Origin of the sequence: Pseudoalteromonas haloplanktis ATCC 14393, from assembly GCF_000238355.1 — a bacterium.
Taxonomy (GTDB): domain Bacteria; phylum Pseudomonadota; class Gammaproteobacteria; order Enterobacterales; family Alteromonadaceae; genus Pseudoalteromonas; species Pseudoalteromonas haloplanktis.
This window is the reverse complement of sequence record NZ_AHCA01000006.1, coordinates 29,185-53,808: the sequence shown is the minus strand read 5'-3', so window position 1 is coordinate 53,808 and position 24,624 is coordinate 29,185. Positions and strand designations below refer to the sequence as shown.

Genomic DNA, 24,624 nt, shown 5'->3' with positions numbered 1-24,624 from the left:
AATAAGCGATCTAAAGTTCAAATAGCACCTTCATAAGTTTATCCGCATCCTTGCTTACAGCGAGTAAACTTGCCAAAAACGCCCTATACTATAGAAGCACTAAACGAAAGCCGAGGGACTTAATTTATCATCGTTGATACTTTTTAATCACCCAAATTCATCAAGCATTTCTTGTCCAAGCCTGTGGGCATCTTCACAACAATCAACATCATTACTGGGTGCATAGTCATATTTAAATCGCGTTTAAAAATGACTCCTTTGACCACACGGAATTATCTTTAGTTTGTCATATGCTACTACACCGTCAAATATTTTAAGTCCATCATTCATTCAAATTTGGTATTGATTCTATAAAATAACATTATTTTTATTATAGTCTGATGCGTTTTATCCTACTCACTGCCTTTATTAGTGATGAGAAAAATAAGACCTATGCCCTCTATAAGTAAAATGCTACTATTTTTAATGACTGCAGCCATTGCTGCAACCGCTGCAAATCTATATTACAGCCAGCCAATATTGCCCTTAATAGCCCAAGAATTTAATTTAACCGATGCAAAAACGGGCAGTGTAGTTGCGTTAACTCAATTTGGTTATGCCGCTGCACTGTTATTTATATCACCTCTTGGGGACTCAGTGCCAAGAAAGCGCGTTATCGGATTGCTATCCGTTTTACTTGTTTTATCGTCGCTTATTGCCTTCGCTGCACCCAATCTAATTGTTTTATTAGTTGCTGTATTCCTAATTGGATTAAGCGCTAATATTACGCAACAGCTGATCCCATTTGCAGCCTCAATGGTTAAGCCACAAGAGAAAGGCGCAACATTAGGCACGCTAATGATGGGGTTAACCATTGGCATTTTATTATCGAGAACACTCAGTGGTTCAGTGGCTGAGTATCTAGGTTGGCGTGCGGTATTTGCAATGTCAGCTATCTTGGCGGCTGTATTTGGCTTGCTATTATACAAGTCACTCCCTCATAACACCGCGCATACTGATTTAAAATATACGCAACTTCTTAAAAGTACGTTCGTACTATTTAAAAAACACAAACCGCTGCAAATTTTTACTTTTGCTGGAGCAAGCTGGTTTGCGGCGTTTAATGCACTTTGGGCCACCCTTGCTATTCACGTTAGTCATGCACCATTTAATTATAATGCCCAACAAGCAGGTTTATTTGGTGTTATCGCACTCGCCGGTGTAATTGGCGCAAAGTCATCAGGTAAATGGGTTAACAAAATAGGTTCTAAAACATTAATAAAAATAGCTTTAGCGCTAATTGCTATTGGTTTTGTTATTACAGGGCTGTACGTGAGCAGTTTAATCGCACTTATCATAGGGATTATTTTAATCGACTTTGGAGTATTTAGTGCACAAGTTGCTAATCAAGTCAGGGTATTTTCAGTAGACTCTCAAGCACAAAGCCGTATAAACGGTGTGTATATGTTGGGTTATTACTTAGGAGGTGCGCTGGGCTCAATTGTGGGTGTAAAAGCCTATCAATATTTTGCTTGGCCGGGTGTTGCCGCGGCAAGTATTACATTCATATTGATTGCTTTCGCCTTTAATAAACTCGCGCCTAAAAAGCAGGTTTTATAATGAATAATCTCTCTCAACTTGGCAGTTATACTCTACTGTGTATTGCTAGCCTAACAATTATGGTGGGCTCACTAGTCGCGCCTGGACTATTAAGCATTTCCAGCGCACTCGGTGTCGCTGACCATGCCTCATGGTTAATTACTTTGCCAGCACTTGGGGCTATTTTATTCGCGCCACTGGCTGGCAAATTGATAGATAAATATGGCGCTTACCCGAGCTTAGTGGCTGGCCTAATTTTATATGGTGCTGTTGGTGCAGCCGTCTTTTGGCTACATGGCTCCGCGTTAGTGTTTTTAAACCGTATATTGCTTGGTGCTGTCACCGCACTTGTAATGGCTAGCGGCACGGTGCTTATTTCACAGTGGTACGTTGCCAGTGCAAGGCTAGCAATGATTGCTAAACAAGGTATGGCGATAGAGCTTGGTGGCGTAATCTTTTTGTTTCTTGGCGGCCAATTTGCAGCAATTCATTGGGCTCTGCCTCTGAGTCTTTATTTAATTGCATGGCTGTTCTTAGCTATGTTATTAATGTGGGTACCAAAACACGCCCCTACACTCATAGAGCCGACTGACTCAAGTACAACAGCCCCACATTCACGTAATGGTTTACCGCTAAAAGGCGTTTATATCGTTACTTTATTGGCCATGGCGACTTTTTTCTCAGCCTTTATTTTACTACCAAAAAGTATGACCGCTCATGGCTTTACTGAACAAGTGATCGGATACCTTTTAGCATTTATATCTTTAATTGCAGTTGTTACCGCGCACTTTATACCTAAAGTTGTACCACGGATTGGTGAGGTTAAACTACTGGCCATTGCTTTTGTAGCTTATGCCCTCGCCTATTTATGTTTCAGTTATTCTCATGAGTTAATGGTTTTAGTCTTGGGTGCTATTTTTAGTGGTATTGGCTTTGGCTTTAGCATACCTCTATTAAATCATTTAACCGTACAAAAAAGCCCTGCTTCTGTTAGGGGACGAAATCTTTCTTATTTTACTATGGCGGTTTTTTCAGGGCAGTTTTTAACCTCGTTTATGGAATTTTTAAGCAGTGGGATAACAACTATTTTTATTTTTTGCTTATTAACAGCCAGTACAATTGCAGCCGCTTTATTCATAAGTGAAAAACGACTACAACGCACAACTTAAAATTAAACACTTTCATGGCGTTTACGTTCACATCAATTGTGCTTTTAAGGAAATAGCGTGATGCTCGGGTGGAAACATTCGCGGCTAAAGCCAGCTCCTACAGAGAGTCCAGAGAGGGGTCAGCGGCAGCCCCTCTTTGCCTGCGGTCGCCAGCGCGACAAAGCCTTGAATAAGTTTTTTAATGTAGGTCGCGGATTTATCCCGACAAAGGTTAGCAGTCAGAACCATCAGCCAAGGTGATACAACTTTTTGGGCTAAAGCCCAACCTACATACCACGCACGCCAGCAAGCTCAGCGCCTACGGTGGCGTTAAGCAACTCGTGGCTGAAGCCAACTCCTACAACAATATTGAACCTCTGTGCAGCGCGAAGCGCCTCTGACATCTCGGTGGTGAAATTCACTTATCGCCCTAAAGGGCGACATACAATTTAAACCACACCAGTTTTCTTGATCTTTGTATGCAAAACCAAGTGTTGTTACTTTTTAAACTCATCAATGATTTTGGAATATTTAATCCTCCCACCTTGCATTTACCTAAAAAGTGGACTTAATTTAAAAGGTAATGGAACTTCAATTAAAAGGATTTTGAAATGACTAAACTCATCATTATTGCTTGGTTACTTTTTTGTTCGCACGCTTACGCGATAAATATTTTTCAGCTGAACTCTAAAGCGTACAATATAAATTTAACCGATATTCAACCAAACCACCCACAGTGGAGTGCCAGCTCAATTTATGTAGCCGGTGATGTTGTGACTCACAACAACAGCCTATTTATTGCTGCCTTTTGGGTAAAAGGCATTGAACCAATAGAAAACCAACCCCATTGGGATGGTTGGATTTGGCTGCAAAACACCGTGATAGAAAAGTGGCAAGCAAATAAAGTGTATCAAGCCGGTAACCTTGTAAAACACGGTACTGACTACTACCTTGCCCGCTATTGGAATGAGAATAACGAACCTAAACCCCACAGTAGTTGGCAAAAAATTAAAGATTTATTTTACCTTACCCCAGAGCTACCACCTGAACACCCTGACGACTATAAAACGTTGGACGGGGTTGATCAAAATGACAACGGTATCCGCGATGATTATGAGCGCTATGTGTATGAAAAATTTGATTCCCCACAGCTTATCACCTTCAGTTTAGGTGCTGCTTCAACATTACAACTGGTTATTGATATTGAGCAAGGGCGCATACCAAACTTAGATGCTGAGATCAGTAAGCAGATTATTTTGGATTTTATAAATATTAGTATGTGTACAAGACAACTTCAAACTAAGCACCCACATTTTAGAAACCCAAAACTTATGTACTTCAATACAATAGACAGAGCCTACGCAAACCGTAAAAGCCAAAATAAAATTAGTGACTATATTGCTTGGGATGACGATTTTCATTATGCAGCAGATAAAAACTGTAACCCCTTAGAAGGAGCAATCAAATGATTAAATATCTAATAGTATTTGCTTTAATTCTCACTAATTATGCTTCTGCAAGTTATCAACCTCTAGATAGGTACTGTACCAAACAAATTGATCAACTAAGATTATTTTATATAAATGGTATGTTTACAACAGAAGATGATTTTCGTGAAAATTTGTTTTGGTTAGATAATTTTCAAGATACTAAGTTAGGTAACTACCTTAAAGGTAGAAAGCCAACGGGCAGCTATAACAAAGATGAAGACCTTCATATGCAAATATATGAAGTGGCAAAACAAAAATATGGCGATTTATCCCCTTTTTCAAACAAGTACCACCTCATTACTGCAATAGTCGGTGGTACCGTCGGCTCTCTTTCTCAGGAAAATATAGCCCATGTTGAATCTGTAATTGAAGAGGTATTTTCAGATGTAACTTATTCAAAGTTAAATGATACTGATTATAGGAATGCCTATCAAAAGCTGCTGTTTCAAATGCATTCTTGCAACCGTATTATTCTTATTGGCCACTCACAAGGTAACTTCTATACCAATGCACTTTTTGAAGACATTATTTCGAATTATCAATACACTGATGGCTATTACGCGTCAGATTACTCCTTAGTTGGTTTAGCTTCTATTGCAACGCCAACCAGCTCTCTAGGCGGTAATTTAGGGGAAGAGTACGCACACCTGATTTCACACCTCACATTAGATCAAGATGAAATAATGCGAGCTGTAAGAGTTTTATTCGGGAGCTTACCATCAAACTTTTCAATGTCTTCTTTATTTGATAATACAGGACATGGTTTGATCGATTCTTATATACGCAATGATAATGTGGCAACAAAGATCGGCGAAGGGATTGAGGCTTCTATTTTAAACCAAACCCCTTTCCCCTTGTTTGAACAACACCCTGTAAATTCAGATGCTTTTTCACACGTAGGCTATTCAACGATCAATAAAGTTCTTGATCTGAAATTTGAATCAGGAAGCGTTTATCGTTATTACAATATCCCAATCTTAGTATGGGATGAGCTGTATTACTCAACATCAATGGGGAAGTTTTTTAATAATAATATTCGAGGTCAATACCCTTTTGAGAAGTTAGATATTGATAGTATGACTTACCTAAAAATGACATCATTTGAACCAGTCGCAAAAGTTGAAAAATAACTAAACTTTGAACTAGAAATAAAAAGAGTGAGCACTTCAGCTCACCCATTCAAGAATTATAGTTTAGGAATAGTGATTGGATTCCCAATCTATAATTTCATTCCCAAACTATAATAACTCTGATCATCTAAAAATTAATCTCTGTATGTCTCTACCGCTGGGCATGAACACACTAGGTTACGGTCGCCGTATACGTCATCGATACGCGTTACTGTAGGCCAGAATTTGTTTTTAGCCACGGCTGGTACTGGGAACGCAGCGTAGAAGCGGTCGTATGCACGATCCCACTCGTTACCAAGTACGTCGCCTTGTGTATGCGGTGCAAACACTAGCGGGTTGTTTTCGATAGACCATTCGCCAGAGATCACTTTGTCGATTTCGCCTTTGATTGATACCATCGCTTCAATGAAACGGTCAATCTCAACTTTAGACTCAGACTCAGTCGGCTCAATCATTAACGTGCCCGCAACTGGGAACGACATCGTTGGTGAATGGAAGCCGTAATCTTGTAGGCGCTTAGCTACGTCCATTTCAGTGATGCCTGAAAGCTCTTTAAGTGGGCGTAAGTCAACAATACATTCGTGAGCAACACGGTTGTTGCGGCCACGGTATAAAATTGGGAAGTGCTGGCTTAACTCATGAGTTAAGTAGTTAGCATTCACAATCGCCATTTCGGTGGCTTGTTTAAGGCCTTCGCTGCCCATCATGGTGATATAAGCCCATGAGATAGGTAAAATAGCTGCTGAGCCGTATGGTGCTGCTGATACCGCGCCGTTGCCTACATTAGTGCCAGGTACGTTAATTACGCTGTGGTTAGGCATAAATGGCGCTAGGTGTGATTTAACTCCGATTGGGCCAACACCTGGGCCACCGCCACCGTGCGGGATACAGAACGTTTTGTGCAGGTTTAAGTGCGATACGTCTGAGCCGATAGAACCTGGGCTAGTAACACCTACTTGGGCGTTCATGTTTGCGCCATCCATGTAAACTTGGCCGCCGTGCTGGTGCACGATGTCGCAAATTTCACGGATTGTTTCTTCGTATACACCGTGCGTAGACGGGTATGTGATCATGATACATGATAGGTTTTCTGATACTTCTTCAGCTTTCGCTTTAAGATCAGCCATATCAACGTTACCGTTTTTGTCGCAATCAACAACCACGATTTTCATGCTCGCCATTTGTGCAGATGCAGGGTTAGTACCGTGCGCTGAACTTGGGATCAAACATACGTTACGGTGTGCGTCGCCACGTGACTCATGGTATTTACGAATGGCGATTAAGCCTGCGTATTCACCTTGTGCACCCGAGTTTGGTTGCAGTGATACGGCATCGTAACCGGTGATGTTAACTAACCAATCATGTAGTTCATTGATCATGATTTGGTAACCTTCTGCTTGGTCTAGCGGGCAGAATGGGTGAAGGTTAGCAAACTCAGGCCATGTGATTGGGATCATCTCAGCGGTCGCGTTTAGCTTCATAGTACATGAACCTAACGAGATCATTGAATGGTTAAGCGCTAAATCTTTGTTTTCAAGGCGCTTGATATAACGCAGCATCTCAGTTTCGCTGTGGTACGAGTTGAAGTTCGGGTGCGTTAGCACTTCGTCATCACGTACTAGGCTTGCTGGAATAGACTCGCTGCCGTTCGCTTCAATGTCAGCAGCAATTGCATCAACACTTAAACCATGGCCTTCACCAAGGATGATGTCGAATAACTCTGCCACGTCTGCGCGTGTTGTGGTCTCTGATACTGAGATTGAGTATTCGCCATCGTGGTTAGTTGCAAAGTTAACGCCGTTTGCAACTGCACGTGCTACTACGTCATCTTTGTTGTCGCTAACAACCGTTAGGGTATCAAACCAAGTACTGTGCTTAAGTGCTACGCCTTTAGCTTGTAGGCCAGCTGCTAAAATATCAGCAAAACGATGAATACGCTGGGCGATAGTTTTTAAGCCTTGTGGGCCGTGGTACACCGCGTAAAACGCTGCCATATTGGCAAGTAATACTTGCGCTGTACAAATGTTTGAGTTGGCTTTGTCGCGGCGAATGTGTTGCTCGCGCGTTTGCATTGCCATACGTAATGCGTCGTTACCTAAACGGTCTTTAGATACACCAATGATACGACCTGGAAGTGAACGTTTATAAGCGTCACGCGTTGCAAAAAATGCCGCGTGAGGACCGCCGTAACCCATAGGTACACCAAAACGCTGTGCAGAACCAAGTACGACGTCTGCGCCTAGTTTACCCGGTGCTTTTAGTAGTAATAAGCTCATGATGTCGGCTGCAACACAGGCAATCGCTTTTTTGCTTTGTACGCCAGCGATTAAATCAGTGATATCTACCACTTCACCTGATGTTGACGGGTATTGGAATAACGCGCCAAAAATCTCGTGATTAACTGCATCTGCGGCAGGACCTACCACAACGTCAAAACCAAATTGCTCTGCGCGGGTTGCTACAACGTCGATTGTTTGTGTGTGTACGTCATCTGCAATAAAGAAGATGTTCGCTTTTTTAGCTTTAGATACACGCTTTGCAAGGCCCATCGCCTCAGCAGCCGCGGTTGATTCGTCAAGTAATGATGCACTTGCTAAATCAAGACCTGTCAGGTCTAGGGTCATAGTTTGGAAATTTAATAATGACTCTAAACGCCCTTGAGCAATCTCTGGTTGGTATGGAGTGTACGCTGTGTACCAGCCTGGGTTCTCAAGTACGTTACGTAAAATTACGTGTGGTACGTGAGTTGGGTGGTAGCCTTGACCAATATATGATTTGAACACTTTATTTTTGCTGGCTACTGATTTTAAGTAGCTTAGTGTTTCAACTTCAGTACGGCTCTCGCCCACAGTTAGGCCTTGCTCTAAGCGGATGCTTGCAGGTACAGTTTGACCGATCAGCTCTTCAACACTCGATACTCCAAGAGCACTTAGCATATCGCTTACTTGTGCTGGGCTTGGCCCAATATGACGGCGAATAAAATCTTGCGTTTGCTCTAATTGTTCAAGAGATTTGGCGTTTGACATTTGTCCAGATTCCTATGATCCAAAAAATAAATGGTTATCACTAATGGGTAACTAGCAATAACTTAAAAGCTTTTTGATTTAATGACTTACAACGTATGGGAAGGTAAGCGATAAAATCATAAAAGCCCCGCTAGCATTTGGTATAACGGGGCTTTTAATATCGAATAAAACTAATAATTAGTCTTCGTCGATCGTATGTGCATAGCCTTCAGCGTCAAGCAGGTTTTCAAGCTCAGACTCGTCAGATGCTTTAATGCGGAATAACCAACCGTCGCCGTAAGCGTCGTTATTTACCGTTTCTGGTGCATCTTCAAGATCTTCGTTGATTGCTACGATTTCACCGCTGATTGGTGCGTAGATATCTGATGCTGCTTTAACAGACTCTGCTACTGCACAGTCTTCGCCAGCATCTACTTCGTCACCAACTTCTGGTAATTCAACAAATACCATATCGCCAAGCAGCTCTTGCGCGTGCTCAGAAATACCTACAGTGAAAGTACCGTCACCTTCGTCGCGAACCCACTCGTGTGAAGAGGCATACTTTAACTCACTAGGGATATTGCTCATTTTTATGTTCCTTTGGTTTATATTGGGTGATAACACCAAATCTTTTAATTAATACTTTAAAGTACTGACTTACCGTTACGTACAAAGCTTGGTTTAACTACTTTTACGTTAACTAATTTTTTACGCATTTCTACTTGGGCTGTCTCGCCAGTTGAACGTGGTACACGTGCAAGGGCAACACTAAAACCAAGCGTAGGTGAGAAAGTACCTGAGGTAATAACCCCTTCGCCACCATCAACGATTACTTTTGAACCGCTACGCAATACGCCTTTTTCTTCAAGCACTAGACCAACAAGTTTGTCAGTGCTTTGCTCAGCGCGTTGCTTAACTAATACATCACGACCAATAAAGTCACGATCTTCAGGCTCCCAGGCAATAGTCCACGCCATGTTAGCAGCAAGTGGTGAAACGCTTTCGTCCATATCTAGGCCGTAAAGGTTCATACCGGCTTCTAAACGTAGTGTGTCACGTGCGCCAAGGCCCGCTGGCTTAACACCTGCATCTAACAGTTGCTGCCAAAGATCAGCTGCTTGCTCGTTCGGTACTACAATTTCGTAACCGTCTTCGCCAGTATAGCCTGTTGTTGCAATAAATAAATCACCCGCTTGAACACCAAAAAATGGCTTCATACCTTCAACAGCTGCTTGTTGGTCAGCCGTTAAGATAGTCGCTGTTTTTGCTTTTGCATTAGGGCCTTGTACTGCAATCATGGCAAACTCTGGGCGCTCAGTCACTTCAACGGCAAAATCAGCTGAAACTTTAGCCATGTGCGCTAAATCTTTCTCGCGCGTGGCTGAGTTAACCACTAAACGGTAATCTGTTTCAGAGAAGAAGTAGATGATAAGGTCATCGATTACGCCGCCTTGCTCGTTAAGCATACCGGTGTAAAGCGCTTTGCCAGGAACAGTTAATTTAGCCACGTCGTTAGCAACCAGTTTACGAAGGAACGCTTGCGCTTGCTCGCCTTTAACATCCACAATGGTCATGTGTGAAACGTCAAACATACCAGCATCAGTACGCACCGCGTTGTGCTCTTCGATTTGCGAGCCATAGTTGATTGGCATTTCCCAGCCGTGAAAATCAACCATTTTAGCGTTGGCTTCAAGGTGCTTTGCATGTAAAACTGTTTTAGAAGTCATAATATTCCTTCACTTTATAATTAACCCAATTTTTGGGCGTGGCCTCAATTTAATGAGGGGGAATAACATGGGCGGCGATTATACATAAGTTGTACTGCACTAACACCCAAATTGCGATTTGTTCTTACAAAAACACTGGCAAGTGTTCATTACACCAACCAGTTTATAAAATCTACTAAGCAACGTCTGACAGTGACAGATCAAAGCCATGTTGCTGTAAATAAACTTGCCATTTTGTTAGCTCTGGCGCCTTGGCAAGCAATTGAAAATACTGTTGAGACTGTTTCTCGATGGCAGTAATAAATACTTCACCACTTTGTGCACCATAACAACTGTTTGCGTCTGATAAGCGCAACCCAGGGGTTAATTTAAATGCATTAACTAAGGCATCAAAGGCCTGCTCACCGGATAAAGTTAGCGTAGCTAAGTCTGTGCGTATTACAAATTCAACGTCATAACGTAGCTGTTGCTCACTGATCAAAGCTTGTAATTGTGCTGCGCCATCGCTATGCAGCACAAATCTAAACGCTGTTTCACTAAAGTAATACAAGGCAAAACTATAGGTGCTGTTTAAGTCATCATCCAAAGTGCCTTTAATCCCTAAACCACTGGCGGTTAATTTATTTAAATCCAACCCTAAAATCGTGGTCAAAAATGGGATTGCTTCAGTACCGCTAAAATCGATCACCACACTGTTATTTTCGGCCTGCAACATATTGCTTTGCGGCGCATCTAGTTGGCTGTGACGAGCAAACATTATCGGAGTAAAAGTCATTATTGACACCTATCAATCTATAGTCACAAAAGTATATTGCGGGTGAGGTGCAACAACAAATTGTAATTTCTTATCAATTGATAAATAATAATTATGTATTTAACCTTATAAATTGAATTTTTTTATATGAAGAATATTTCAACAGATGGATTACGCACCTTAATCACGGTGGTCGAGGTAGGCGGCTTTGCCAAAGCAGGCGAATTATTAGGCCTTTCTCAACCAGCGGTAAGCTTACAAATAAAACGCCTTGAAGACATGCTCGGCCATAAGCTCTTTAAAAAGCAAGGTCAGCGCCAAGTGCTTAACCAATATGGTGAACTCTTATTGCCAATGGCAAAGCAAATGCTATTGCAAAACGACAGTATCTTGCAGTTATTTACCAAAGAGAACGTTACTGGCAAAGTGCGCCTTGGTATTCCCAGTGAATTTGCTGCGCGCATCTTACCTTCAATTATTGGCGACTTTATTGCGCTATACCCTGATGTGTCATTAGAGGTTAAATCACGTTTAAGTAAACATCTGTTATCTGTATCAAGGGAAGATCAATTTGATTTAGTATTGGCACTCAATGAAGACTTAAACTCTGAAAAATTCCCCGTGTTTATGCAAGACCAACTGGTATGGGTGGGCGATTTATCGTTAGCACAGAATGAAGTGGTCACCTTAGTTACTGCGCCAGAGGGCTGCATATACCGTCGTCGTGCTATCGAGGCTCTGCAACTAGCGGGGATAAAATACCGCATAAGTTATAGTAACGCTGATTTAACCGGCCTTACCGCTGCTTTAAAAGAAGGTTTGGGGATTACGGTACTCGCCAAAAGTACCGTGCCGCATGAACTAAACTACCAGTTACACACTAAACATTTACCCGAACTTGGCCGTATTGGTATTAGCTTAATAAATCGTGTGGAGCGACCTGAACATGCCGTAGCTAAACTTGCCGAGTTTATCAGCCTACGTTTGAGTTAATGTTGATCTGAGCTGTGCACTTATCGAATAAGTGCATTTATTGCAACAAATTAACAAGTACAGCTAATTTGTGCCCTCATTACAAGTGAATTTCGTTCTTTACAACCGCCTTTAAATAGAGGTCTGCTGCATTAATAACTTTAGTACCAGAATTACACAAACCTAAAAAAGAAACGCAATACTAAACACTTATTTTCAATAAAATAAGTGTTTAAAATAGTAAATGACATTGATTCGTATTTTTCACCGTGTTTAAATTGGGTAATTTATTTTGTTTCCATTAAAAACACAGGACTTTCAATGAAATCTCAGTTTATTGTTTCTTCACTTGCTGCTGCGGTTACTTTATCGCTTAGCACGGGCGCTATTGCTAAAGATGCAACCGACACAGAACACGCATTTGAGCAAATCACCGTGATTGGCTCACATGCTGCTATTAATGATATTCCAGGTTCAGCTACTTTTATTAGTGACGAAGAGTTACAAAAATTTGAATACACCGATATCTCGCGCGTATTAAGCACCGTTCCTGGTGTATATGTTCAAGAAGAAGACGGTTATGGCCTACGCCCAAACATTGGTATGCGTGGTACAGGTACTGGTCGTAACGATAAAATTGCGGTAATGGAAGACGGTGTGCTGGTTGCACCTGCGCCATATTCAGCCCCTGCTGCTTACTACTTTCCAACTACTGGCCGTATGCAGTCAATCGAAGTGTTAAAAGGTGCGGCATCTGTAAAATACGGCCCACGTACCACAGGTGGCGTATTAAATTTAGTATCACGTAGCCTACCAACAGAAGGCTCAACAGGCTTAGTTAATGCAGAGCTTGGCAGTGATGGCTTTTACAAAGGCCATGCTTACTTTGGCAAAAAGAAAAACAATGCAGCTGGCTTAATTGAAGTATTTAGTTACGGCGCAGATGGCTTTAAAGAACTACCGGTAGGCAGCGACAACACTGGCTTTGAAAAAAATGATTTATTGCTAAAATTTGGTTTTGATTTTGGCGAAAATGAAGCGCATAACCTTGAAATGAAAGTTAAGTACTCTGATGAGCGCTCTGATGAAACCTATATGGGCCTGACTGATGCGGATTATAAAGAATCACCGTATCGCCGTTATGCTGCGTCTCAAGAAGATGAAATGAACACTCAGCACAATGCCTATCAACTTAACTACGCCTATCGCTTTGGTGATGGTTATGAGTTTTTAGCAACCGCTTATTTAAATGACTTTCATCGTAACTGGTATAAAGCCAGCAAAGTCAGTGAAAGTTACTTAGAGCAGTACAGTGACTTTGAAGCAAACCCAACGAGCGAAGGTATCGAAGGCATCGGCGTTAAAGCTAACAATCGCAATTATCAAGCTAAAGGGATTCAGTCAGAGTTACATATTCCTGCAGGTAACCACTACATTACTGTTGGTATGCGTTACCACGAAGATGAAATGGACCGCTTTCAGTGGCAAGACGAGTACACGCTAAACCAAGACTTATCAATGACACTAACCAGCCAAGGTGTACCTGGCTCTGATAGCAACCGTTTTGATAGCGCAAAAGCAACGACCTTGTTTATTCAGGATCAATGGACTGTAGATGCGCTAGTAATTAGTGCAGGCCTTCGTTACGAAGACATCACTATCTCTCGCGAAGAATGGTCAAAGTCTGATCCTAAACGTGAAAATGGCTTAACAAAAGACATTAGCAATGACACCGAAATTTTAGTGCCATCACTGGGTGCAACTTACACAGTTAACGACAACTTGACACTACTTGCCGGTATTCAGCAAGGTTATGCGCCAGCAGCCCCTGGTAATGCAGATCAACAAGAAGAAGAAAGCTTAAACATTGAGTTAGGCGGCCGTTACGATTACGCAGGCTTCAGCGGTGAAGTTATTTACTTTAACTCTGATTACGACAACATGCACGGTAACTGTACTGCAGCGATCGGCTGTAACGACGACAACATTGGCGATCAGTACAACTACGGCGAAGTATCTGTTGAAGGTTTTGAATTTAGTGCAGGTCGCGTATTCGCAACACAGAGCGCTTCATTCCCTGTTCGCTTGACATACACCTATACTGATTCAACATTTGAAAACGACTTTGAATCAGGCCTTTGGGGTCAAGTAAATAAAGGTGATGCAATGCCTTACGTACCAGAAAACCAAGTTGCCTTATCATTTGGCGCTGAGCTTTCAAGTTTCGTATTTGATACGCAAATGCGCTATGTATCTGACTCACATGCAGATTTAAGCCCTACAGGGTTAAATGCAATCGACAGCCGCGTAGTGTGGGACTTAGCTGCTAAATACTTAATTGATGACAATCAAAAAGTATACCTAACCGTTGATAACCTATTTGATAAAACCTACATTGCTAACCGCGCAAACGGTGGTATTCAACCTGGTAAACCTCGCACTCTACAACTAGGTTACAGCTACGCTTTCTAACTAAAGGCTAAAAAGGCTAAAGGCTAAAGGCTAAAGGCTAAAGGCTAAAGGCTAAAGGCTAAAGGCTAAAGGCTAAAGGCTAAAGGCTAAAAATTATAAAAGCCGTGTTTGTTAAATCAAGCACGGCTTTTTTGTTGGAGCTGATTAATAAACACTTCAGCACTTTAATTAAAGCTACTGGTAACCCAAACCTCAGTGCTTTTTCGGCTAAAGCCGAACCTACAGGTAAACACCAAGGTAATTGTAGGTCGTGATTTATCACGAAAATAGCGCTTAAATAAAACAGATTAGTAACCTCAAACCTCATTGCTTTTTTCGGCTAAAGCCGAACCTACAGGTAAACACCAAGCTAATTGTAGGTCGTGATTTATCACGAAAATGGGGCTTAAATAAAACAGATCAGTAACCTCAAACTTCAGTGCTTTTTCGGCTAAAGCCGAACCTACAGGTAAACACCGAGCTAATTGTAGGTCGTGATTTATCACGAAAATAGCGCTTAAATAAAACAGATTAGTAACCTCAAATTTCAGTGCTTTTTTCGGCTAAACCCGATCTTCAGGCATAAAAAAGCGCGATGTGTTATAAATCGCGCTTTTGCTCACTTACAAACTTTCTTAACGAGCCAACTTTAATCTACTTCCAACTTCTCATTTTATGGCCTTTAAGCGCATAAAATAAGATGAAGATATAACTTGGCAGCATCACCGTATATGCACCTTGAGCACCTAAACCAGCTACGTTACCTAGGCCAATTAATAATGGGCCTAACGCACCACCTGCAATACCCATGATTAATAAACCAGAAGCAGTACCAGTTAAGCGACCTAAGCCAGCTAGGGCTAAGGGCCAAATTGCCGGCCACATCATAGCATTAGCAAAACCAAGTATTGCGATGCATAAAAGCGGGTCTGGTAGTTCAGGGCCACCAAATGGTACTAACAACAGGTTTGCTATAACAAACGAATCATTACTTCCCATAACCACTGCAAACACCGTAACTATACCCGCGATGCCTGACATTGTAAGCGCACTTTGCTGCGACATAAAACGAGGAATAAGTGCAATACCGATGGCATAACCAATCAGCATACACGCCATGGTATATGAGGTCATCACTGAGTAATCAGCAATACCAATTTGCAGCGCATAAGAGCCAATGGTATCTGCTGAAATAACTTCAACTGCAACATATAGCGCAATTGCCACTACCCCCAACACTAAGTGAGGATGTTGTAATGCTTCTTTTATTTCACCTTTACTATTACCTTCAGACTCTTCAAACACTAAATCTGGCAGTGGCACAAGTTTGGCAAAGGCTGCAAATAAGAAAATCAATCCTGCAATCAGCACATAAGGCATTACTAAGCTATCTGCCATGATATCTTTTTGCTGTTGCGAAAGTTGGCCGCTACCATCAACCACGCCAGTAACAACTACCGCAGCAAAAATAACAGGAACAATAACCCCAGCAAATTTATTCAATAAACCTACAATACAAACCCTTACCGCAGCTGATTTTTCAGGGCCAATTTTAACTACATACGGATTTACCGCTGTTTGCAGGATTGTTTGGCCAACACCTATCATTAGCTGTGCGAATAAAAATATTTCAATCATCTGCATTTTAGCGGCAGGAATATACATCAAGGCAGAAGCGGCCATCACAGCACAACCAATTGCCATACCATTTTTATAGCCCACTCGCTTGATCAACATCGCTGAAGGAATGCCTGCAACTGTAACCGCGATGTAAAATGAAGAAATAATAAACGATGCTTGCAGTGGTGATAACACCAGCATTTGTTGTAAAAATGGCGTAATGGCACCATTTAGCCAAGTTATACACCCTAAAATAAAAAACATTGACCCTGCCAATGTCATCGGTAGCCAAATACTATGTTTAGTATTTGCTTCACATTCGACGGTTGCTTCCATAATTTTATCTCAACAGTTTATTTTAATTAATTATTTTAGTATTTGTGCGAAAATTCTTTAACGGTACAGCAATACTAAAACCATTTTTATTACATAAAATTAATCATACACCAACAAAAATGACAGCGCTATCATTTAAATTTAAATGTGAAAAAGCCGTACGCTTACCTTTCGCACGGCTTTATAGATTGAGTGTATTGATTAATCAACTTTGAGTGCACGCCCCTTGCGCAAACCATTAACTGATATAGCGCGCACTTGTTGCACCAAGGCAGGTTTATTCGCTGCATTATACAAAAGCCAATTACCTACACTATTTTGATACTCAATAGTAAGCCCTGGATACGGCACAAATGCGTCTACACCATTATTAGTAACTCGTGCCGCGACACTTGGTAGGCGGTAAAAACGGCCAACGTGTTCCAACTTCGCTAACTCTTTAAACCCCACCAGTGCAGCAAAACGTTGCCAATCAGCCTCTTTTTGTTGCTGTAAATCAACATTAAAATAATCGCTATGTTGATCATATTTAGTACCCTGTTTATTATATTCGAGTTCCCACGGTGCTTTATGCCAAGCACGTTCTGCCAATGCTAATAATCTTGGGTAGAGCATATATTCTGCTTGCTGATCACTGCGAATTAGCTCTGACCACAAATGCCCTTGCAAACCTATAAAAGGCTTTGTGCGTATCGTTTTACAATCATCAGCACTGTAATGATGATTTCTTACCGAGCGCCAAATTTCAGCATGTGCAGGTAAGTTGTCTGGCATAAATGAGAACACTTTTTGACTATCAATAGCGCGGCTCGCCCAATGATTTCCGGGCTCCTGTGGGTGTGACTGATAAGGAAAATCAAAGTAAGTAACATCCGGGCTTGATAGCACTACATCCCAACCTTGATTAGCATGACGATGAGCAACTTCGTGGCCACTTTCACTAAGTGTTGCCCAAGCATTTGATTGCACATTGTTAGGCATATTGGCAAGTTCCACATCACTCATACCATCACTCCAGCCAGCTACTTTTAAACCTTTACTAGCAACCAGAGCGCTTATTTTTTCAATAAAGTAACCATTAAATGAGTGCAAGGTAGGTTGTTGTGCTTGTAATGCTTTACAGCTGGGCGAATCAAGCCAAGCACCAGCGGTTTCATCTGCGCCAATATGGTAAGTCTTAAACGGCACACCTGCTTTAATATGTAATGTGTTAACTTCATTAAGGACTTTATCAATAAATTGGTACGTTGAATCTAAACACACATTCAAGGTGTTATCGTTATAGTGTTGTATTGAACTATATCGTGTTTTATCTTCAGGCTCTCTCAGCCTATACTTGGCCGCTGCTACGTTTTTTCCTAGTGCAGTCAAACGATTAAAGCGCGCCTCCATGGCAACAATCGCTGCTCGTGAGTGACCAGGCATATCAAAAGATGGGATCACTTCAATAAAATGCGCTTGTGCATACTTCAGTATTTCAATGTAATCAGCTTGGCTATAGTAGCCATTTACCGCCGAGGAACTATCCAGCCCCGCGCCTAGCTGCGGCAATAAGCATTGTTGCTCGGTTAAGTCTAAACAACGCTTAGCCCCTACATCGGTCAGCTCTGGCAAATCATTAATCGCTAATCGCCAACCTTCGTCATCGGCTAAATGTAGGTGTAGTTTATTGAGTTTATACGCTGCCATTTGCTCTATGGTATTTAAAATAAATGCTTTAGAGCGAAAGTTTCGCGCTACATCAATATGCATGCCTCTAAATGAGTAACGAGGTGCATCTGTTATGCTTAGCGCAGGAATTGTTAGATCATCAACACTAATGAGCCCTGCAAGGCTTTGCAATGCGTAAAACGCCCCGCTGTCAGTATTCGCTTTAATGGTAATTTTTTGATCTTTTATCTGTAATTCGTAGGCTTCACTGTGCGGGGAGCTTAAACCTAAGCTGATAGAGGTCGTAATTCCTAACTCATTTTGCTTTACTCCCAATTGCGCTAAGCGCCCAAACGCCGCACTGAGTTTTAGTTGCTGCTCATCAAGCCCGATGACGTTAATGCCTTGGCTTAAGTTAACTCCATCACCACTGAGTTTTTGCAAGGACATAGGCTTAGGGATCAGACTAAGCGGCGCCTGTGGTAATGTTGGCCGAGATTCATTTTCGTATAAATACGCTGCGCCCATCCACGGCGTAGCATCCTCTTTACTGAGCTGTAATTGATCGAGTGTTAAAAACTCAGCCAAATAAGGTTGTAACTCTAACTGAGTTTGTGGATCTATACTGGTTTTGGTACTGCTGATCACACGACTCGTAAGCCCTTTACTGGCTAATAAGTAATTAGGCATAAATTCAGAACGAGTAATTTGCGAATCTTGTGTATAAAACTCAATACTGATGGGTTGATCTGCTGTGAAACCAGAAAATACAGCGGTTGGTTTTAGCTGGTGTAAATCACCATTGATATGAGTAATACTAAATTGGCTCGAATCAGTGTGATAAATTGGCATTAACTGACTGAAATAAATCGACCACTGATTGCTGTTAATTTCAACGGGTGTACTAAAGGTTAACCGCGATAAATAACAGCTAGCATAAGGCTCTGGGCACTTTTCGGGCTTTGCCGATATCAGTTCATACTGAACTGATAACTGCTGTGCAAATGTATCAAGCGTGTCTTGGCTCAGTGATGTAGCCATAGCAGTCGTAGAGCTAAGGCTACCAATAAGCAGTAAAAAGCTACGCATAATTAGCTCCTAATTGTTGTTTATAATTGATTTCATTAACAAATAAAGCATAACCGCCTAGTAATGGTGCATCATCACCAAGTGTGCTGACGCGAATATCTAAAGCGTGAAAAATAATTGGGTTAACTAACTTAGCTAACTGGCCTCGCAAACTCGGTAAGAAGTAAGCTGACGCTTTTGCAACAGAGCCCCCTAAGGTAATAACATCTGGATCAAAGGCTAAAATCACTTGGTTTATTGCATGCGCTAAGTGTTTACCAAACTCTGAAAACTGTGCTTGCGCGTCTACATCATTGGCAAGAGCACGCTCATAAAGCAGCTTTCCCGTTGTGCCTTGCTCAATAAAAAACTGCCCAGAGGTATAGTTTTCAATGATCCCGTTTCGATAAGCAAAACTGCCAAATTCACCCGCTGCAGAGTGCTTCCCTGTATAAAGTTGACCGTTTAGTACCACCCCTGCCCCCAACCCTGTGCCCAAACAAATGCCAATTAAATTTGTATCGGCATTAAAGCGCCCTTGGCTGAATTCCCCCATCGCAAAGCAGTTGGCGTCGTTATGAACCAGTACCGGCAAGTTAAAATACTCACTAAGTAGTGGCTTGAGTTGCACGTTTTTCCAATCTGGAATATTAACGGTTTCGATCACCTCCCCAGTTTCCATCAATACCATACTGGGGACGCCGATAACGATGCCCTGACAACTACTATCAATAACTTGCTCAATAATTTTGCACAAAAATTCGTTCATTTGTGCTTTGCTTGCATTACTATCAACATCAAAATAACGTTTTTCAATTACACCAACAGCCGTGACTTTTGCTACCAATGCTTTTGTGCCGCCCAAGTCGACACAGAGTAAAGTTTGTGACATTACAGCCCCTGTCTATTTTAATGTATATGTGGTTGAATTTTTTTGTTGCTTGATACTTTTCGAGCAAACTTAAAGGTATGATTTTTCACAAGTGGTGCAGCCCAAATACCAACACTAAAGATATAGCCAAGGGGTAACAGCAAAATCAGTAATGAGAGCTGTAAACTACCACTGAGTTCACTAAGCCCGCCAACAATTGGGGAGGCAAATGCGCCACCAACGATACCTGTACATAAAATGCCTGATACAGCACCATGATTTTGCGACACTGAGTTTAATGCCAATGAAAAAATCACTGACCACATAATTGATAAAAAGAAGCCAACACACGGGAAAGCTAACAGTGCAATTGATGTACTACCAAATAATCCACACAGTAAACTTAACCCTGCGCCTATGCTAAAGCCCAGCAATACCGTTTTTGCATCGAATAACTTAAGTAACACAATGCCTAATAAGCAGCCTAAAGTCAGTGCTAACCAAAACTGGCTAACCACCTGTGCACCTTGCACTGAGGGATCAATTTGATGATAACGTTGTAAAAATACCGATATAGAATTTGCAACCCCTTGCTCTAGTGCAACATAGGCGACAATCGCAAAGAAAAACTTAAGTACTGTGCTATCGGTTAATAAAGCAATACTTTGCTTAATAGAGACCGGCTTGTTGATAGCTGTATTTTCAAGCCTCTTTATCGGTGCAATGGCCACTGTGATTAACATGATTAGACAAATCACGGCAAAAATCACATACATACTCAACCAACTCATATTCGTTGGCACTAAGTGCATTAATTGGCTGGAAAATGATGAGCTAGACTGAGTTATCGCGCTGTAAACTAACGGTGAAAGTGCCGCAGCTGCGCCAAACATCAACTGAGCAGCAACCGAAAATACCGCAAAATGTTTAGATCCGCCACCCGCTCTCAATAATGGATTAATCGCGACCTGCAAAAATGCCATTGCAGTGCCAATTAAAAAAAGTGCCGCCATCGCGACCAAAAATACCGGTAACCACACAAACAATACACAGCCTATAAAGGCGATTGTGAACGCGATTAACATGACTTTTCTCTCGCCTATGCGCTGTACTAATAATCCCGCAGGAATAGACATCACGCCATAAGCTATAAAAAAGGCAAACGGAAATAATCCTGCTAAAGTTAAACCAATTTTATAGCTATCAATAAGTGCCGGAAAAATCGGCGCTAATAAGTTTGTTATAAACGAAATAACAAAAAAGGTGCACAGTACCAGTGCAACGATAAAATAATGTGGCTTCATTGTTGTTCTACCTAAAATTATAAGCACAGTGGTGATCTCAAATGGTTTGTGGGCATACAAACAAAATGATTCAAAGGGGTGTGATCACCACTCTAAATGGAGTATTTAGTCTGCACCTTGAATAATTTTTATGCGGCACTTATCTATGAAGTTATGATACTTTTCAACTATCGTTAGGGAGTTGATGAATTATCAAGCTAATACTAAAGGCGGATACCTAACGCTTGACCACTCTGCTAAAAGCTGTTTTTATCTTCAAAATAATAATAATAAGGAGAGAAAAATGCGGGCTATGTGTGAGAAAGTCATTCCTAATACCAATTCATCATGGCGGTATTGTAAGTATACAATTGATTTTATTCCATTTAATTGGCATTACCATCCTGAGTTTGAAATTTGCTTAACACTTAACAGCCGCGGTGTTTGTCATATTGGTGACTATATAGCACCTTATGCAGAATTAGATTTAGTAATTTTAGGACCTGACTTACCGCATACTTGGCAATCATCCGCTAATCACGATGACAGCCCTCAAGTTGTACATGTAGCGCAAATACCAAAGAAATGGCTCCAACAACAAGTAGCAAGTCACCCTGAATTTGCAGTCTTAGAACCAATGCTTATTACCGCATTTAGAGGTTTAAAGTTTTCCTTATCCACTGCAGTTAAAGCGAAAGCTATTTTTGAGCAGATTGAGCAAGCAGAGCCGCTTGAACAGTATTTGGGGTTGTTTAAACTATTGTACTTATTAAGCAAAGACAGTGAAGCACGCACACTATCGAGCTCAACATTTAACTATTTAGATAAGAGTGACCCAGCACGAGATAAATTTGAGAAGGTGGTTGAATATATTTACCAGCATTACACTGAATCGCTCAGCGCTGAACAGCTCGCTACGATGGCACATATGAGCACTAACCATTTTCATCGCTTTTTTAAAAAGCGCATGGAACGCACATTAACTGAATTTATTAATCAGTTGAGGATCGGCAAAGCCTGTAAAGAATTGATCAACACTAATCGCGCTATTACCGCCATTAGTGATCAGTGTGGATTTAAGAACATTTCTAACTTTAATCGGCGCTTTCTCGCTCTAAAAGGTTCAACTCCTTCGCAATTTAGAAAACGCCTACGGCAAAAATCTCTTGTATAAACAGCTAGTTTTACTATTTCCCTAGCGCTTGTTTTGCAAACAGCTGCTTAATTGGGGCAACATTATCAACCATAGTTAAACCTACGCCACGGACGAATTTTTTAAGTGGGTTAGTACCTGCAAACAGCTCTTTTAAGCCTTGCATCATGGCTATGTGTTTTTGTGCATCTAGTTTACGGGTACGTTCGTAATCTCGCAATAACCGCTCATTGGCAAACTCGCCTTGTTGCGAGCTTAACAACTCAATTAAATAGGCGGCATCTTTAAGGCCTAAGTTCATGCCTAACCCTGCCAAAGGGTGAATGGTGTGTGCCGCATCGCCTATTAACACCACTTTGCCCTCTACCCATTTTTGTGCGTAACGCATTTTAAGCGGGAATGCTGCACGTTCACTTTGTACTTCGCATAAGCCACATTGGCCATCAAGGGCCGCCATAACCGCTTTATTAAAATCTGCATTGTCCATTGCCAATAACTGCTGACAATGCTCAGGACTCGTTGACCACACAATTGAGTGAGTGTTGCTATCAGGCAATGGTAAAAATGCTAATGGCCCGCTAGGTAGAAACACTTGGCGAGCGGTGTAGTTATGGGGCTCTGCTGTTTTTACCGTTGCGACAATGGCGTTATGATCATAGTCTTTAAAAGTGATTGGCAAGTTAAACTGTTTGCGAATTGCTGAATTTGCACCATCGGCCGCCACCAGCAATTTGGCAATAACAGGTTCGCCAGAGTCAAGTGTTATAAATACGTCACTATCGCTTTGGTGAATTTGTTGATAGCGTGTAGCAAACATCAGTGTTGCGTGACTATAGTTTTCGAGCTCTTTGATCAACGCATAACGAATAATATCGTTTTCAACAATATGACCTAACTGAGGTAAATCTAATTCAGCACTGTTAAACGCTATTTTTCCAAAACTGTCTTGATCACGTACATCCATATGCGTGTACGCACATGCTCGCTGAGCGATAATTTCAGGCCACACATTGAGTGATTCAAGTAACGCTTGGCTAGCTAAGCTTAATGCACTCACTCGCAGAGCATAATCAGCCTCAGGTAACATTTGCTTTGCTGCTGCATCAATAACCACCACGCTGATATTTGCTTTAGCCAATCCTAGCGCGAGAGTTAAGCCAACGCAGCCGCCACCCACAACACATACTTGCGCTTGTTTCATAGTCGTTTACCTTGTTTAACTTGCCCCATTAATTGCTTGGCCAGTGGGGTTTTTAATGAAGAACATAAATCCATTGAGAATAAACCGCAACTACGCCCTAAAGCGAGTAATCGCGAGCTATTTGAAAATAATCGAACTAGCCCATCGGTCAAGGTCATAACTGTACTTATATCTTGACTGCGTTGTTTGGCGTATTCGCGGGTAAACGCATAACTACCCAATGGCTGTTTGCTTTTAACAAGTTCACACAATGCTTGTACATCGCGCAGGCCTAAGTTAAACCCTTGCCCTGCAATAGGGTGAATTGCATGCCCGGCATTACCGATCAACACAGTGCGATGCGCGGTTAACGACTCGGCGCGACCATATACTAACGGGTAGCTTGCTCGCATACCGACTTTAGTGAATTGCCCAGCTCGATAACCAAATGCCGTGTGTAGTGCTGTTAAAAACGCGTCGTCATCGAGTGACATATGCATACTCACTTGCTGCGGCTGCATACACCACACCAATGAGTAACGATTCTTGCTCATTGGCAACAGTGCCATTGGCCCCTGCTCCGTAAATCGCTCAAAAGCATGGTGGTGATGACCATCTGCAACTTCAATATTGGCAATGACTGCCCCTTGTGAATAAGCTTCGGTCGTAAAATTAAGGTTGGCTAATTGCCGTGTTGACGATTGTGCACCATCGGCAATTACCACCAACGCGGCTTGAATTTGCTGCCCAGAGTTTAGAGTTATAGCGGCATAGTCTTGCTGGTAACTTAAACTTGCCACACTGTCGGGGCAAAAAAGCTCCGCCTTGGAGTGCGTTAGTAACTGGTGTAAAGAGCGGCCAAATGGATTAACCTCAACCACATAACCTAATGCCGATTGGTTAAATTCTTGGCAATCAATATGGGTTTTACCAAAATGGCCACGATCTGAAACCGTCACGTTCTTTATCGCAGTCGAGAAACTCGCTGTTGGGTTGAATAGATTAAGCTGTCGTAAAAATTGCACTGACTGCTGAGCAAGTGCAATACTGCGATCATCAAAACTGGGGTGGTGCTCAGCAGCAGGGTTATTCGCTTCAATAACCGCAATGCTCAGCGCTGGTGCTAATTTCGCTAAACTCAAGGCACAGCTCGCGCCAGCTAGACCACCACCAATAATGACTACATCAAACTGCTTTGCCACGTTTGC

The 24,624-nt window shown here is 41.8% G+C and carries 18 protein-coding genes; 7 read left to right on the top strand and 11 right to left on the bottom strand.

Annotation, left to right across the window (positions count from 1 at the left end; all coding sequences use genetic code 11):
* The first annotated feature begins 432 nt into the window (after positions 1–432).
* Positions 433–1,599, top strand: coding sequence for an MFS transporter (locus PHAL_RS0112450; RefSeq protein ID WP_232321828.1), 1,167 nt, complete (start codon positions 433–435; stop codon positions 1,597–1,599).
* Positions 1,599–2,747 carry an MFS transporter gene (locus PHAL_RS0112445; RefSeq protein WP_016708744.1) on the top strand — a complete coding sequence of 383 codons (1,149 nt, stop codon included), beginning with the start codon at positions 1,599–1,601 and terminating at the stop codon, positions 2,745–2,747. The genes PHAL_RS0112450 and PHAL_RS0112445 overlap by 1 nt, the downstream gene beginning before the upstream one ends.
* A gap of 266 nt (positions 2,748–3,013) precedes the next feature.
* Here the strand turns inward: PHAL_RS0112445 and PHAL_RS24655 are convergent, their stop codons facing one another.
* Complete coding sequence (locus PHAL_RS24655; protein ID WP_016708742.1) at positions 3,014–3,148, bottom strand: hypothetical protein; 135 nt, start codon at positions 3,146–3,148, stop codon at positions 3,014–3,016.
* A gap of 189 nt (positions 3,149–3,337) precedes the next feature.
* Here PHAL_RS24655 and PHAL_RS0112430 point away from each other — a divergent pair, with 189 nt between their 5' ends.
* On the top strand, positions 3,338–4,195 hold the full coding sequence (locus PHAL_RS0112430; protein ID WP_016708741.1) for a chitodextrinase: 858 nt from the start codon (positions 3,338–3,340) through the stop codon (positions 4,193–4,195).
* Positions 4,192–5,346, top strand: coding sequence for a KTSC domain-containing protein (locus tag PHAL_RS0112425; RefSeq protein ID WP_016708740.1), 1,155 nt, complete (start codon positions 4,192–4,194; stop codon positions 5,344–5,346). Before PHAL_RS0112430 ends, PHAL_RS0112425 begins: the two co-directional genes overlap by 4 nt.
* A gap of 134 nt (positions 5,347–5,480) precedes the next feature.
* On the opposite strand, the gene gcvP is transcribed toward PHAL_RS0112425, so the two are convergent.
* The 4 genes from gcvP to PHAL_RS0112405 form a co-directional block, all read right to left on the bottom strand.
* A complete protein-coding gene (gcvP, locus tag PHAL_RS0112420; protein WP_016708739.1) occupies positions 5,481–8,372 on the bottom strand; it encodes an aminomethyl-transferring glycine dehydrogenase in 2,892 nt (963 codons plus the stop codon).
* 177 nt (positions 8,373–8,549) lie between these two features.
* Entirely contained in the window at positions 8,550–8,939 is a 390-nt protein-coding gene (gene gcvH / locus PHAL_RS0112415) for a glycine cleavage system protein GcvH (RefSeq protein WP_016708738.1), read from the bottom strand.
* A 56-nt stretch (positions 8,940–8,995) separates the two neighbouring features.
* Complete coding sequence (gene gcvT, locus PHAL_RS0112410) at positions 8,996–10,078, bottom strand: glycine cleavage system aminomethyltransferase GcvT (protein ID WP_016708737.1); 1,083 nt, start codon at positions 10,076–10,078, stop codon at positions 8,996–8,998.
* A 175-nt stretch (positions 10,079–10,253) separates the two neighbouring features.
* Positions 10,254–10,853, bottom strand: coding sequence for a hypothetical protein (locus tag PHAL_RS0112405; protein WP_016708736.1), 600 nt, complete (start codon positions 10,851–10,853; stop codon positions 10,254–10,256).
* A gap of 126 nt (positions 10,854–10,979) precedes the next feature.
* On the opposite strand from PHAL_RS0112405, the gene PHAL_RS0112400 reads away from it, so the two are divergent.
* Positions 10,980–11,825: a LysR family transcriptional regulator gene (locus tag PHAL_RS0112400; protein WP_016708735.1), complete on the top strand. Its 846-nt coding sequence runs from the start codon at positions 10,980–10,982 to the stop codon at positions 11,823–11,825.
* Positions 11,826–12,125: 300 nt separating this feature from the next.
* Positions 12,126–14,276 carry a TonB-dependent receptor family protein gene (locus PHAL_RS0112395; RefSeq protein WP_016708734.1) on the top strand — a complete coding sequence of 717 codons (2,151 nt, stop codon included), beginning with the start codon at positions 12,126–12,128 and terminating at the stop codon, positions 14,274–14,276.
* Between the two features lie 633 nt (positions 14,277–14,909).
* On the opposite strand, the gene nagP is transcribed toward PHAL_RS0112395, so the two are convergent.
* The 4 genes from nagP to PHAL_RS0112365 form a co-directional block, all read right to left on the bottom strand.
* Complete coding sequence (nagP, locus tag PHAL_RS0112380) at positions 14,910–16,211, bottom strand: N-acetylglucosamine MFS transporter NagP (protein WP_016708731.1); 1,302 nt, start codon at positions 16,209–16,211, stop codon at positions 14,910–14,912.
* Between the two features lie 201 nt (positions 16,212–16,412).
* Positions 16,413–18,950 carry a family 20 glycosylhydrolase gene (locus PHAL_RS0112375; RefSeq protein WP_016708730.1) on the bottom strand — a complete coding sequence of 846 codons (2,538 nt, stop codon included), beginning with the start codon at positions 18,948–18,950 and terminating at the stop codon, positions 16,413–16,415.
* The gene (locus PHAL_RS0112370) at positions 18,943–19,821 is read right to left on the bottom strand and encodes an ROK family protein (RefSeq protein ID WP_016708729.1); all 879 of its coding nucleotides are present in this window, start codon (positions 19,819–19,821) and stop codon (positions 18,943–18,945) included. The genes PHAL_RS0112375 and PHAL_RS0112370 overlap by 8 nt, the downstream gene beginning before the upstream one ends.
* A gap of 17 nt (positions 19,822–19,838) precedes the next feature.
* On the bottom strand, positions 19,839–21,104 hold the full coding sequence (locus PHAL_RS0112365; protein WP_016708728.1) for an MFS transporter: 1,266 nt from the start codon (positions 21,102–21,104) through the stop codon (positions 19,839–19,841).
* A 283-nt stretch (positions 21,105–21,387) separates the two neighbouring features.
* Here PHAL_RS0112365 and PHAL_RS0112360 point away from each other — a divergent pair, with 283 nt between their 5' ends.
* Positions 21,388–22,257, top strand: a complete 870-nt coding sequence (locus PHAL_RS0112360) for an AraC family transcriptional regulator (RefSeq protein WP_016708727.1) — start codon at positions 21,388–21,390, stop codon at positions 22,255–22,257.
* 13 nt (positions 22,258–22,270) lie between these two features.
* Here the strand turns inward: PHAL_RS0112360 and PHAL_RS0112355 are convergent, their stop codons facing one another.
* Positions 22,271–23,437 carry an FAD-dependent monooxygenase gene (locus PHAL_RS0112355; protein WP_016708726.1) on the bottom strand — a complete coding sequence of 389 codons (1,167 nt, stop codon included), beginning with the start codon at positions 23,435–23,437 and terminating at the stop codon, positions 22,271–22,273.
* Positions 23,434–24,618, bottom strand: coding sequence for a 2-octaprenyl-6-methoxyphenyl hydroxylase (gene ubiH / locus PHAL_RS0112350; RefSeq protein WP_016708725.1), 1,185 nt, complete (start codon positions 24,616–24,618; stop codon positions 23,434–23,436). Before ubiH ends, PHAL_RS0112355 begins: the two co-directional genes overlap by 4 nt.
* Positions 24,619–24,624 lie beyond the last annotated feature (6 nt).

Excerpts from the sequence above, each read along its gene's own strand:
- PHAL_RS0112450 (WP_232321828.1), top strand. The coding sequence starts at position 433 with ATGCCCTCTATAAGTAAAATGCTACTATTTTTAATGACTGCAGCCATT.
- PHAL_RS0112430 (WP_016708741.1), top strand. The coding sequence starts at position 3,338 with ATGACTAAACTCATCATTATTGCTTGGTTACTTTTTTGTTCGCACGCT.
- gcvH (WP_016708738.1), bottom strand. The coding sequence starts at position 8,939 with ATGAGCAATATCCCTAGTGAGTTAAAGTATGCCTCTTCACACGAGTGG.
- PHAL_RS0112375 (WP_016708730.1), bottom strand. The coding sequence starts at position 18,950 with ATGCGTAGCTTTTTACTGCTTATTGGTAGCCTTAGCTCTACGACTGCT.
- PHAL_RS0112360 (WP_016708727.1), top strand. The coding sequence starts at position 21,388 with ATGCGGGCTATGTGTGAGAAAGTCATTCCTAATACCAATTCATCATGG.
- gcvP (WP_016708739.1), bottom strand. The coding sequence starts at position 8,372 with ATGTCAAACGCCAAATCTCTTGAACAATTAGAGCAAACGCAAGATTTT.
- PHAL_RS0112425 (WP_016708740.1), top strand. The coding sequence starts at position 4,192 with ATGATTAAATATCTAATAGTATTTGCTTTAATTCTCACTAATTATGCT.
- PHAL_RS0112395 (WP_016708734.1), top strand. The coding sequence starts at position 12,126 with ATGAAATCTCAGTTTATTGTTTCTTCACTTGCTGCTGCGGTTACTTTA.
- PHAL_RS0112400 (WP_016708735.1), top strand. The coding sequence starts at position 10,980 with ATGAAGAATATTTCAACAGATGGATTACGCACCTTAATCACGGTGGTC.
- gcvT (WP_016708737.1), bottom strand. The coding sequence starts at position 10,078 with ATGACTTCTAAAACAGTTTTACATGCAAAGCACCTTGAAGCCAACGCT.
- PHAL_RS0112445 (WP_016708744.1), top strand. The coding sequence starts at position 1,599 with ATGAATAATCTCTCTCAACTTGGCAGTTATACTCTACTGTGTATTGCT.
- PHAL_RS0112355 (WP_016708726.1), bottom strand. The coding sequence starts at position 23,437 with ATGAAACAAGCGCAAGTATGTGTTGTGGGTGGCGGCTGCGTTGGCTTA.
- PHAL_RS0112405 (WP_016708736.1), bottom strand. The coding sequence starts at position 10,853 with ATGACTTTTACTCCGATAATGTTTGCTCGTCACAGCCAACTAGATGCG.
- nagP (WP_016708731.1), bottom strand. The coding sequence starts at position 16,211 with ATGGAAGCAACCGTCGAATGTGAAGCAAATACTAAACATAGTATTTGG.
- PHAL_RS0112370 (WP_016708729.1), bottom strand. The coding sequence starts at position 19,821 with ATGTCACAAACTTTACTCTGTGTCGACTTGGGCGGCACAAAAGCATTG.
- PHAL_RS0112365 (WP_016708728.1), bottom strand. The coding sequence starts at position 21,104 with ATGAAGCCACATTATTTTATCGTTGCACTGGTACTGTGCACCTTTTTT.